The following is a 12651-nucleotide window of genomic DNA, read 5'->3' as shown; positions in this document are numbered from 1 at the left end:
ATGCCTTTAATAGTAGTTTTCTTCACTATAACGACTCGTCACCAAATACAAAAGAGAGGAATGCATGAAAGCCTTCTCCTCTTTGTTACAAATAGTGTCTGTTAGCAACTACTCAAAGCGAACGACATTAAGTGCTTTGGTGTCGGCGGTGCCGTTTAAGGTGTCGGAATATAAGGCGACAATTTGCTGAGAGCCTGTGTGTTCTTGCTCAAAAAAGGTATCTTGAACTTTTCCTGAAAACCCCTTCCAGGCCTTTGCATATTTTGCTAAAAATGCCTCGTGCCCCCATTCCTGCTGACGTTGCTTAACTCGTGCAGGAGCAAAAAATATTTCTGCATCCAAGGCTTTCTTATTGGGTTTTTGCTCGGCTTTCCAATCGGTGGCACCAATAAGCGTTACTTTGGAAAGCTTATCACCAAGGGCGTCGCCAAGTGATGTGATCAAAGCACCGTTGGCAGCAAAATCGAGCAACCAGTATTGCTGATCTTTAGACAGTGTTTCTACATCATCGTAGCTAAATACGTGGTCGTAGCAACCTGACGCTTTTACCATGTCTACATTTGACGCAGAGGTTAACCCAATGACTTGATAATTAGCATGTCTGTGAACTTTTTGATCTTTAAGCCGTTGAGCGGTGCCCAATGCAGTTTTGCTAGATGCACTAGAGAGCAATAATGACTCACCCTTGCTAAATTCATCTACAAAATCATCCAGCACAAACGAGGTCATATATAACGGACGGAAATTTAGCTGCCAAGCTTCACGGCTTTCATCATACCCAGGGTCAACGGCGCAGCGTAGAAATTGGTCGTACACCGGGCTAATACTTTTACGATTTTCGTGAATATCAGAAAAACCATGGGGGGCGACCTTTCCGGCTTTAGTTATCCAGTGGCTTGCCATAGGCAGGTAACCAAACACTTTCTCGCCTGCTTTAATGTCAGCGTGGTTTGACGCCACCACAGTGGCAAATCCCCATACAGGTACAATGCCGTAACCTTCATCAGCGGGGAAAAACCCCCAGTAGCCCATGGTAAAGCCCAGCGCGGCATAAGTAATATTATTGGCTGAAAAACCAAAGCTGTCAGTTTTAAGTAAAACCTCATCTTCAGCTAAGTCATTGGTAGACAGGGTTTTGTCTACTACTTGGGTGGAGTCGATTTTGTCTTTTTTCACCCAAATCTGCGTACTGGTTACGGTTGTCATGGCGTCACCTTTCATCTAATTTTAATAGACTACGATGCCGTACTTTGTATGGGTTTTCGACTTCAGGTTGTAAATAGATTGTTATAGGGGCGGCGAATATACAGTCACTAACACCCTTTTTTGAGATGATGGCTAATATTACTCGTCTTGGGTATTCAACCAATCCATTTGGTGGCCTGCACGACGCTTTCTATTTAAAATATCTTCCAATAGTGGAGTAAGAATGAGCTCCATCGCTAACCCCATTTTGCCACCTGGTACTACGAGTGTGTTTATACGCGACATAAACGCGCCATCAATCATTTGTAGCAAATAAGGGTAGTCAACATGCTTCATTTCACGCCTGAAGCGAACCACAACAAAACTTTCGTCTTGCGTAGGTATTTCACGGGCACTAAACGGGTTTGAGGTGTCTACAGTAGGTACACGTTGAAAGTTAACATGGGTTTGAGAGAACTGAGGCGTGATGTATTGGAAATAATCATCTAGCCCACGCACGATGCTACTCATTACCGCTTCACGAGAATGGCCTCGGTCGGTAGTGTCGCGCACAATTTTTTGAATCCACTCAAGGTTTACAATAGGTACCATGCCTACCAATAAATCCACATGCTTGGCTACATCATTTTCTTCGGTTTTAACGCCGCCATGTAAGCCTTCATAAAACAGTAAGTCGGTATTTTGTGGTAAATCTTGCCATGGGGTAAAGGTGCCCGGCATTTGATTAAAAGGCACGGCTTCATCAAAGGTGTGCAGGTACTGGCGGAACTGACCTGAACCCGAGCTTCCGTATTCTCTAAAGAGGGTTTCGAGTAATTCGAAATCGTTGGCCTTTGGGCCAAAGTAACTAATATGTCGGCCCTGTTCTTGGGCTTTGCGAATTTCCACTTCCATTTCCGGGCGAGTAAAGCGGTGGAAACTGTCGCCGCCAACCACTGCTGCGTTCACATTTAAGTTTCTGAAAATGTGGCGTATAGCATTGGTTGTCGTGGTTGTTCCTGCCCCTGACGAACCGGTAATGGCAATAATTGGATGTTTTACAGACATAGAAATTCGTTTGAGAAATGACGGGTACTAGTTATAAGCCCACTGACACCATTAATCAAGAGTTAGACTTAAGTAAGGGGTCGAGTGAGCAATTACCCAGCATATTTTAGCTATCTTTTTCACGGCTGTCGTTTTTATGATGATGTTGCAGTAAGCGAATGATTAGTCGAGCTTCTTCTTCATCTAAATCAAGTAGTGCTCGCATTCGCTCCAAGTGATTAGCATCGTGGTCGCTAAATTTCCCATCTTCCAATGCCGTACGAACGGTTTCTTTAAAGCGGTCTCTTTTTAACTGCATTTGAGCGGTAAAACTAGACGACAAAATACCTGCTGGAAGGGCATAAAAGCAGATGCCTAAAATGGTGATTAAACCACCAAAAAGTTTGCCCCCAGGCGTGATGGGAACAATGTCACCATAGCCCACAGTAGTGAGTGTTACCACTGCCCACCATAGTGAAGCAGGTATGCTACTGAAAGCCTCAGGCTGCGCAGTATGTTCAATGTAATAAATACAGGTGGCTGCAATCACGGTGAACAACATTAACACGCTGAGTGCCGCAACCAGCGAATGAGACTCGCTTCTTATAACAGTAATTAGCGTTTGCATCGAGCGCGAGTAGCGGCCAAGTTTTAATATTCGCAGCACTCTGAATACCCGTAATATCCGTAAATCTAGGGTAACAAACATGCTTAGGTAGAAAGGTAATATGGCAAGCAAATCAATCAGCGCCATAGGACTTTTAAGATAGTACCAGCGCTTTTGCCAAGGCGTATGTAATTGAACGTCCTTTGACGATGCTAGTGCCAAAGGCGGTGCTGCGGCACTACTCCAAATGCGAAGTATGTACTCAAGGGTAAAAAGCACTACAGAAACCACTTCGATAATGTGTAACTCTGTACCCCATTGTGAAGAAGTTCCCGGCACGGTAGATAGCATCATAGTAGCGATATTAATCACAATGACAGTCACGAGTATCACATCAAAGTACTTACTTGTTTTGTGATGTGATTGAGCATCTTTATAAGAAGCTAAAATATTGTAGCAAGTGGTCTGAAGTGACATAAATGCCTTTGCGTTACAGGTGCAGTTTAATACTCTACCAAGAATCGGCAGGTAAGCAAAAATACACCGTTAATAAAATAAGGATTAACTATGAAAGCATGTCATTGGCTGGCAGTGGTAATGTGTACAGCTACGGTAAGTGTAAATGCAGATGAAGCACTGCATACCGAAGCTGCACCCACTATTGATGGGATAGCGAACGAGGCACTTTGGCAAGGGGATGATTGGTATCCTATGAATGAAGTGATCATTGGTGATACACCCTCTGCCAGTGATTTTACAGGAAAGTATAAACTTCGCTGGAACGAAGATGCCCTGTATTTGTTGGCTGAAATTCGAGATGACCATTTATCTGACACCTATGCCTCGCCCATAGAGCGTTATTGGGATGACGATTGTTTAGAGATATTCATTGATGCAGACGGCTCAGGTGGCGACCACTTCAACAACTACAATGCTTTTGCATACCACTTAGCGTTAGACAACCAAGTGGCGGATATCGGCCCAAGCATGGCAACAGAAAATAAGGGTGAAGCTGTGCCACAGCTTTATAACGACCATGTTGATAGTGCGTGGAAACGCCAATCAGACGCCCCGTTTGTGGTGCATTGGGAAACCGCAATAAAAGTGTATGCTGATGATTATGTGCACGGTGAATCCAACACCCCTGTAACGCTTAAAAAGGGCATGAAGCTAGGTTTTATGCTGGCTTACTGTGATGCCGACGGAGGCGATAGAGAGCACTTCATGGGGTCTCACCCTATAATCCCAATAGACGGGGATAAAAACCAAGGATACAAAGATGCGTCTGTATTTGATGTGCTTGAGTTAAAGTAAGCACGGGTTAATACAAACAAAAACGCCGCCGAAGTATAATTAGCTTAGGCGGCGTTTACATGAGCTTTTACTCAGCGTTTCTCTTAACAAGAGATTAAATAAGAGGCTCAATAAGACATCTACATGGCATCTATAAGCGCTTCGTCGGCACTAGACTCACGGGCAATGGCACGGTAGCCAATGTCGGTGCGAAAATACGCGTCTTTGAACTGAATTGCATTTACAAGCTCATACGCTTTTTGCTGCGCTTCAGTCACGTTATTACCCATGGCAGTGGCGCACAATACGCGGCCACCGTTAGTCACCACTTTGCCGTCTTCTAGTGACGTACCGGCGTGAAAAACTTTGCCGTCTAATTCGGCTGCATGCTCAAAGCCAGTAATTTCATCGCCTTTATCATAACTACCAGGGTAACCACCTGCCGCAAGAACCACGCCGATGGCGGCACGTTCATCAAACTCAATCGTTTGGCTATCAAGCTCGCCCTTACAGGCCGCTTGGCACAAAGCGACAATATCAGATTGTAAACGCAGCATAATAGGCTGGGTTTCTGGGTCGCCAAAGCGGCAGTTATATTCAATCACTTTGGGCGTACCATCGGCCATAATCATTAAACCAGCGTACAAGAAACCCATGTAAGGATTACCTTCTGACGCCATGCCTTCAACCGTTGGCATAATCACTTCTTTCATCACGCGATCGTGAATTTCTTGTGTTACCACTGGGGCAGGAGAGTATGCACCCATACCACCTGTATTAGGGCCTTTGTCGCCATTTGCGGCGCGCTTATGGTCTTGGCTTGTGGCAAAAGGAAGCACGCTTTTACCGTCTACCATAACGATAAACGAGGCTTCTTCACCATCTAAGAATTCTTCTACTACAACGCGGCTACCAGCTTCACCAAAGGCATTACCTGCTAGCATGTCGCGAATGGCATCTTCTGCTTCTTGTAGCGTCATCGCTACAATTACGCCTTTACCTGCTGCTAGGCCGTCTGCCTTAATTACAATAGGCGCGCCTTTTTCACGCACGTAAGCGATGGCTGGGTCAATTTCAGTAAAGTTCTGATATTCAGCGGTAGGAATATTATGGCGAGCTAGAAAATCTTTAGTAAAGGCTTTAGACCCTTCAAGCTGCGCGGCAGCTTGTGTAGGGCCAAATATCATTAAGCCTTCGTTAGTGAACGCATCTACCACACCTGCAACCAACGGCGCTTCTGGGCCAACAATGGTTAATTCAACATCGTTACCTTTAGCAAAAGACAGTAAACCAAGAATATCGTTTACATCAATTGCTACGTTTTCTAGCTTAGGTTCTATTGCGGTTCCAGCATTACCAGGGGCAACAAACACTGTTGAAACATCAGAAGATTGCGCTGCTTTGTAAGCTAGCGCATGCTCGCGGCCACCGCCGCCAATTACAAGTACGTTCATTAACTATTCCGTTTTAAGGTTTTGGTTTTACGACTTAGGTTTTATAAACTATGCTTTTTAAACTTAAGCGTCATGCGATTACTCTCGCCAATGGCAAGGTACTTCTCACGATCTTGATCTTTTAATTTGAGGCTAGGAGGAAGCGTCCATACACCGCGCGGGTGGTCGGCTGTATCTTTAGAGTTTGCATTGATGCCACTAGCTTCTTCAAGCTCAAAGCCCGCTTTCTCGGCTGCAGCAACAACGAAAGAACGCTTCATATAGCCACTTTTCTTCATCGCTGCATCGTCAGCAGATTCAGGGAGTTCATGTTCTACCACACCTAGTACGCCACCAGGTTTAAGGGCTTTAAAGAAAGCACCAAATGCGTTGTCGATGCCTTCAGTACCTTGACCCATATACCAGTTATGAATGTTGCGGAAGGTAAGTACCACATCGGCACTGCCAGGCTCTGCAATATCAAGGGCTTTGGTTGGGTGAAAAGCGGTGACTTTTACACCTTGATAAGGCGCGCTGTCTTTTACTTTTTGATTGAAGTTTTCTAGCGACTTACGGTAATAATCGTTGGTCGATTCGTCAACGAAGAAGTGAGCAGCAATGTACTGACCTTCTTTTTGAACCAAAGGCGCAATAATGTCGGCATACCAGCCGCCACCTGGTGAAATTTCAACTACTGTCATGTCTGGCTTAACGCCAAAGAATCGTAATGTTTGCTGAGGATTACGGAATTCATCACGTACTTTGGCTTGTGCTGAGCGGTGTTCGCTCATGGCTGCATCTGATATAGCATCGGCGCTAGCATAGGTTGCTGACATGCCAAGCGTGGCTGCGAGTACTAATTTGGCTAACTTCTTCATTGTTATTTCCTTATTATCATCGAGGGTAACGGCGATTACGTTAACTGCTAATACTGATAAACACCAGTTTCAGATTAAGCTTAACAACAAACTATGACACCTACCCGACACCCAACATGCTAAATCTGTACTCTGCCGTTTTGCTTTTTCTTGCTTCAGAGCTGAGAGTGAGAGTAGAAGGCATTCAAAACACGCGGTAAACCCATCCATGGGCACTCTGCCACAGCATCCATGCTGTGGAAGGTTTTGAATGCCTTCTACTCTCACTCCTATCAACCGGCGTCATGCTTATTAAGTACGAGATCAGTTTGCATTTAAACACGCGGTAAACCCATCCATGGGCGCTCTGCCACAGCATCCATGCTGTGGAAGGTTTTGAATGCCTTCTACTCTCACTCCTATCAACCGGCGTCATGCTTATTAAGTACGAGATCAGTTTGCATTTAAACACGCGGCAGACTCATCCATGGGCGCTCTGCTAAAGCATCCATGCTGTGAAGGTTTTGAATGCCTTCTGCTCTCACTCCTATCAACCGGCGTCATGCCTATTGGATTGTGAGTTTTAGCGTGTTCCGCACTTTTATTCAATGGCAACTGTAGAGCCTAGCTATCAAAAGAGGGGAAGTGAATGCCAGTACTAAACCCTCTGCGGCAAGGATGCCATAGGTAACCCTTCACCCATCTCTAACCAGCTATCTGTTTCCAAAGCACGGCACGCAATAAGCTAGCAAGATGTAGTAGTGAGTACGAGGGCGGAGCCCCCATGGACGGGTTTACGGCGTGCTCCAAACTCGTACTCGCTTACTGCATCATCTATTTTAATGGCGGAAGTGGCGCATGCCAGTGAACACCATGGCGATGCCGTGTTCGTCGGCTGCATCAATCACTTCTTGGTCGCGCATTGAGCCACCAGGCTGAATAACGGCTTTAATGCCTGCTTCTGCGGCAGCATCAATGCCATCGCGGAATGGGAAAAAAGCGTCAGATGCCATTACAGAACCTGCAACTTCAAGGTTTTCATCAGCGGCCTTAATACCTGCAATTTTTGCAGAATATACGCGGCTCATTTGACCTGCGCCCACACCCACTGTCATACCGTCTTTACAATATACAATGGCGTTAGATTTTACGTATTTGGCAACTTTCCAGCAGAACATCAAATCACGAAGTTCGTCATCTGAAGGCTTAAGTTTGGTGACTACTTGAAGGTCTTCCATTTCAACCATGCCAAAGTCGCGCTCTTGAACTAGCAGCCCGCCGTTAACACGTTTGAAGTCGTAACCGTCTGTTAGTTGACCAGCCCAATCACCACACGCTAATAAGCGTACGTTTTTCTTTGTGCTGACAATGTCTTTTGCTTCGTCGCTAACGATAGGTGCAATAATCACTTCTACGAACTGACGATCCACAATCGCTTGTGCCGTTTTCGCATCTAACTCGCGGTTAAACGCAATAATGCCGCCAAACGCAGAGGTTGGGTCGGTTTTAAACGCGCGGTCGTAGGCAGACAAAATGTCTTCGCCAATAGCTACACCACAAGGGTTAGCGTGCTTAACAATAACGCAAGCTGGCTCTTCGAATTCTTTAACGCATTCTAGGGCAGAGTCGGTGTCGGCAATGTTATTGAACGACAATTCTTTACCTTGAAGCTGAGTGGCCGTAGACACTGACGCTTCTTGAATATCGTTTTCAACGTAGAAAGCAGCGCTTTGATGGCTGTTTTCACCGTAACGCAAATCTTGTTTCTTGCTAACCTGAACGTTGAATGTACGTGGGAATTCGCTGTGCTCATGTCCGCAGTCGTCTTCGCAATCGGTAGCATCAATACGTGCGCCAAAGTAGTTAGCAATCATGCCGTCGTATTCAGCAGTATGCTCAAACGCTTTAATCGCTAGGTCGAAGCGGGTTTTGTAAGTCAGTGAACCTTCGTTTGTTTCCATTTCAGCTAGAACGCGGCCGTAGTCGGCAGCTTTAACAACAATGGTTACATCTTTATGGTTTTTAGCCGCAGCGCGAACCATGGTAGGGCCGCCAATATCGATATTTTCAATAGCGTCTTCTAACGTGCAATCGTCGTTAGCCACTGTTGCAGCAAATGGGTAAAGGTTCACTACCACCAAATCGATTGGAGCAATGTTGTTTTCGACCATTACCGCTTCATCAATACCACGTCGAGCCAAAATGCCGCCATGAATTTTAGGGTGAAGGGTTTTTACACGGCCAGCCATAATTTCTGGGTGACCTGTGTGGTCAGACACTTCTGTTACTGGCAAGCCAGCTTCAGCGATGAGTTTAGCAGTACCGCCCGTCGACAGAAGTTCCACCCCAGCGTTATGCAGCGCGGTGGCGAAATCGAGGATACCGGTTTTATCAGAGACACTTAATAGAGCACGTTTAATGGGTTTTGGTGTTTGCATAAAATATAAGCTTCAAAGTTAAGAGTGGTGAAACAAAAAGAGCACCTGTAGGTGCTCTTCGGTGGGCTAGGCCCGGTGATTTTAGTTCATGCCGTACTGCTTCAGCTTTTTGCGAAGCGTGCCACGGTTGATTCCCATCATAATGGCAGCGCGGGTTTGGTTGCCGCGGGTGTAAGTCATAACTTCTTCCAGCAGCGGGGCCTCAACTTCGGCCAGTACCATTTCGTATAAATTATCGATGTTGGCGTTGTCCAGTTGCTTCAAGTATTTATTAACCGCTTGCTTTACTGAGTCACGAAGTGGCTTTTGTGCTTGCGTCTGAGAAGGCGTAGTTACTGTAGTAGTAAAAGGTGAAGTCACGTTTTGATCGAACATAATACTGTCTTGCTCTTAAGTTAGTCATTACTATGCTGCAGGAGAAATCTGTCGGGTTTCTCGATTCTGCAGCGCTTCAAAATAAGCGTTTAGTGCTTCAAGTTGCGCTGACGCATCCTCGATAGCGTTGAACGATTTACGAAATTGACGATCCGTATCGTGTTCCGAGAGATACCAGCCCACATGCTTGCGGGCAATTCTTACACCGGCGACTTCACCGTAGAAGCTTTGTACATTAGCGACGTGCTCGTGCAAAATCTCATACTGTTCAGACAATGGTGGTGGCTTTAGGTTCTCGCCAGTTTCTAGGTAATGCAGGATCTCTTTAAAAATCCAAGGATTGCCTTGAGCACCGCGACCTATCATCACACCATCTGCACCGGTACAATTCAGTACCTGTTGTGCTTTTTCAGGAGAGGTAATATCTCCGTTGGCAATTACGGGTATCGAAATTGCCTCCTTTATACGACGGATAGTGTCAAACTCCGCCTCTCCTTTGTACATACAAGCTCGCGTTCTACCGTGAACAGCCAGTGACTGTATGCCGTTTTGCTCAGCAATGCGGGCTATCTCAACCCCATTGCGGTTATCGGTATTCCAGCCGGTACGAATTTTAAGTGTTACAGGAACATCTACAGCATTAACCACTGCTTTAATGATTGATTCCACCGTGCTCGGGTACTGAAGCAACGCGGAACCTGCCAGTTTCTTATTCACCTTTTTGGCTGGACAACCCATGTTGATATCGATGATTTGCGCACCGTTCTCAACATTAAATTGTGCCGCTTGGGCCATAAGCTCTGGATCAGCACCTGCAATCTGTACAGAACGAATACCTTCTTCGCCCTCATGATTCATTCGTGCTTGTGATTTTGCGGTATTCCATACCTTTGGATTGCTTGAAAGCATTTCCGACACCACAAGCCCCGCACCCATACGTTTACATAGTTGACGAAATGGACGGTCAGTCACACCAGCCATTGGAGCCAGCATCAAATTGTTATCTAACGTATAGGAACCAATTCGCATATTTCGCCATCTAGAACTGCACAGAATTTATACACCCGGCTAAAACGGGGCGCTAAGTGTACGTGTTTTCGCAATACTTGAAAAGGCTAAAAATCACACAAAATTTCACTCTATGGGCTTGACAGTGAAAAAAAACTGTAACATTAGCCATCTATCACCGTTTTGCAGAGTGAATTTTAATCAAATCTCTCAAAGGCCGCGAATTGAAAGGCATTGAAAGACAAAAAATTTACATTTAGGCGAGTTTTTTACCAGACACTCGCGCCCATTCTCCATCAATCGCGCTCTCATCAAGGGCAAAATCGCGGGTGTAGGCAGCTTCAATTTTGGTTACTTGTTCAGCAAGAATGCCGGAAAGGACGAGTAAGCCCGACGGTTTACAGTAAGATGAAATAACATCTTGAAGCTCTAGAAGTGGGCCAGATAATATATTCGCCATTACTACATCGGCCTCTAGCGTGGGTTGGTCAGCCGGCAGATAAACATCAAGCCTGTCTTCAACGCCGTTACGGCGGGCATTTTCTTGTGTGGCTTGAAGCGCTTGTGGGTCGATATCAATGGCGACGACTCGCTTAGCGCCTAATTTAAGTGCCGCTAGGGCTAAAATGCCTGAACCACAACCAAAATCCACAACCACTTTATTAGCAACGTCGATACCGTCTAACCAACGTAAGCACAGGGCAGTTGTAGGGTGAGTACCCGTTCCAAAGGCAAGGCCTGGGTCTAGCATCACGTTAACGGCATTAGGGTCTGGCACATCACGCCAGCTCGGGCAAATCCATAAGCGGGTACCAAATTGCATAGGGTGGAAATTATCCATCCACTCACGTTCCCAGTCTTTGTCTTCAAGTGGCTCTAGTTTGTATTTAAAATCTGAACCTAGAATGCGCGCTTTGCCTAATCGTTTAATGATGGCTTTCATGTCATCGGTGGCTTCAAACAAGCCCACCACTTGCGTGTCGGGCCACAGCATAATTTCACCAGGCTTAGGCTCGTACATAGGCGTGTCTTTCGCATCTACATAGGTTACCGCTTGCGAACCGTTAGCGCTTAGCATATCGCCAATTGATTCAGCGTATTCTGAGGAGGTATTTATTCGTAACTGTAGCCAGGCCATATTCAAACATGTTCAAAGGGTTTGGCCATATTGTACCGCTTGGCTAGTTAAAGCGAAATCATAATGCTGGTAGCAACCCGTCAATTTCCCGTTCGTTTTCCCGCTTTACACAATAATTTTATGTAAAAGTGCCTTTTTTCATCAAACTTAAGTCTACATTTAACTTTTATTAGCCATTGTTTTTAAAGGGTTTATATAATGGTTAAGTCTTTTGGAGAATGGTTATTTATTGGCAAGTGTTTATAGTTAATAGGTGTTCCATTACTATTTCACCTTATGCACTATATTGTCGTACTTTTTATTATTTTGTTCTCTTCCAACGCCGCATTTGCAAAGCAAATTGAGGTGGTCGTGGGCTGGACAAAACCTCCCTATGTTATCTCAGAGCAAGATTCCGGCTTTGAGTTAGAACTCGTGCGGGCAATATTGCTTGAAATGGGGCATGACATGGCGCCGATTTACGTTCCTTTTGGACGCACCGCCAGCATAATGAAAAAGGGGGAGGTGGATATTGGACTAACCTTAAATCCAGGTCACGATATTGACCCCGCTATTCTGACTGATGCATACGTTTATTATCAAAATGTTGCAGTAAGCCGCACTGACAGAAACTTTGAAATTCACGAAATACAAGACTTAGTCGGGCATAGCGTGATTGCTTTTCAAACGGCAATATCGGTATTGGGTGAAGAGTTTAAAGACACGTTAGCCCATCAAAAAAACTATATGGAGCTTGCACAACAAGACCGGCAGGTTAGTTTGCTACTGCTTGGCAGCGTAGATGTGGCTGTGATGGATAGAAACATTTTTCAATACGTTAAACATCAGCTGCCTGTCGAAAAGCAACACGACACAACAATACACGAGCTGTTTCCCGTTTCCGCCTACAGTGCGGCTATTTCTGACGAGAAACTAAGAAACCAGTTTAATGAAGTATTGGCGCTATTCATAAAAGACGGCCGGTACCAGTCTTTACTTGATCAATTTGGTCTATTTAATTTTATTGAAGATCAGCCCATGCAACCGGCTAAAAAGTTGAATTAAGCTAAGATGAGTTTTTGAGTCTTGTGGCCTACCACTTCTAACGTACTACCCTTTTCCTTCAAATTTTTAACCTAATGTCTCTGTCCGAAACGCTTATTTCTAGCGTTTATCGCTTTTTTTGTGTCTTCATGGGTCGTGTTTGCCGAATAAAATGATACTTTGAACCTAGTTACTCACATGTTGCGTAGTAATCGTTTCAATCCACTACTAAGATATTTAAAACTAA

General features: G+C 45.1%; 11 protein-coding genes. 2 read left to right on the top strand and 9 right to left on the bottom strand.

The features are described 5' to 3' along the window. Window positions 1-108 precede the first annotated feature (108 nt). From J5X92_RS03285 to J5X92_RS03275, 3 genes are all read right to left on the bottom strand, one after another. Window positions 109-1206, bottom strand: coding sequence for a DUF2855 family protein (locus J5X92_RS03285; RefSeq protein WP_208804624.1), 1098 nt, complete (start codon window positions 1204-1206; stop codon window positions 109-111). 138 nt (window positions 1207-1344) lie between these two features. After that, window positions 1345-2253: a phosphoribulokinase gene (locus J5X92_RS03280; protein WP_159534032.1), complete on the bottom strand. Its 909-nt coding sequence runs from the start codon at window positions 2251-2253 to the stop codon at window positions 1345-1347. Between the two features lie 106 nt (window positions 2254-2359). Beyond that, entirely contained in the window at window positions 2360-3316 is a 957-nt protein-coding gene (locus tag J5X92_RS03275; RefSeq protein WP_208804622.1) for an ion transporter, read from the bottom strand. 120 nt (window positions 3317-3436) lie between these two features. On the opposite strand from J5X92_RS03275, the gene J5X92_RS03270 reads away from it, so the two are divergent. Then, window positions 3437-4153: a sugar-binding protein gene (locus J5X92_RS03270; protein ID WP_312847916.1), complete on the top strand. Its 717-nt coding sequence runs from the start codon at window positions 3437-3439 to the stop codon at window positions 4151-4153. A 119-nt stretch (window positions 4154-4272) separates the two neighbouring features. Here J5X92_RS03270 and purD read toward each other — a convergent pair whose 3' ends face one another. The 6 genes from purD to prmA all read right to left on the bottom strand — a co-directional run bounded on the left by purD (window position 4273) and on the right by prmA (window position 11381). Then, window positions 4273-5586, bottom strand: a complete 1314-nt coding sequence (purD, locus tag J5X92_RS03265) for a phosphoribosylamine--glycine ligase (protein ID WP_013786631.1) — start codon at window positions 5584-5586, stop codon at window positions 4273-4275. Between the two features lie 41 nt (window positions 5587-5627). After that, a complete protein-coding gene (locus J5X92_RS03260) occupies window positions 5628-6443 on the bottom strand; it encodes a class I SAM-dependent methyltransferase (RefSeq protein WP_208804620.1) in 816 nt (271 codons plus the stop codon). Window positions 6444-7261: 818 nt separating this feature from the next. After that, window positions 7262-8860, bottom strand: coding sequence for a bifunctional phosphoribosylaminoimidazolecarboxamide formyltransferase/IMP cyclohydrolase (purH, locus tag J5X92_RS03255; protein WP_013786629.1), 1599 nt, complete (start codon window positions 8858-8860; stop codon window positions 7262-7264). Between the two features lie 81 nt (window positions 8861-8941). Further along, complete coding sequence (gene fis, locus J5X92_RS03250) at window positions 8942-9235, bottom strand: DNA-binding transcriptional regulator Fis (protein ID WP_012520109.1); 294 nt, start codon at window positions 9233-9235, stop codon at window positions 8942-8944. A gap of 30 nt (window positions 9236-9265) precedes the next feature. Next, window positions 9266-10264, bottom strand: a complete 999-nt coding sequence (gene dusB, locus J5X92_RS03245; RefSeq protein WP_013786628.1) for a tRNA dihydrouridine synthase DusB — start codon at window positions 10262-10264, stop codon at window positions 9266-9268. A 235-nt stretch (window positions 10265-10499) separates the two neighbouring features. After that, entirely contained in the window at window positions 10500-11381 is an 882-nt protein-coding gene (gene prmA / locus J5X92_RS03240) for a 50S ribosomal protein L11 methyltransferase (protein ID WP_013786627.1), read from the bottom strand. A 351-nt stretch (window positions 11382-11732) separates the two neighbouring features. Between prmA and J5X92_RS03235 the strand changes: the two genes are divergently transcribed. Then, the gene (locus J5X92_RS03235) at window positions 11733-12425 is read left to right on the top strand and encodes a transporter substrate-binding domain-containing protein (RefSeq protein ID WP_232363161.1); all 693 of its coding nucleotides are present in this window, start codon (window positions 11733-11735) and stop codon (window positions 12423-12425) included. Window positions 12426-12651 lie beyond the last annotated feature (226 nt).

This window comes from Alteromonas sp. K632G (assembly GCF_017653625.1).
Taxonomy (GTDB): domain Bacteria; phylum Pseudomonadota; class Gammaproteobacteria; order Enterobacterales; family Alteromonadaceae; genus Alteromonas; species Alteromonas naphthalenivorans.
The sequence above is the reverse complement of the archived record's forward strand: the minus strand, read 5'-3'. Positions and strand labels throughout refer to the sequence as shown.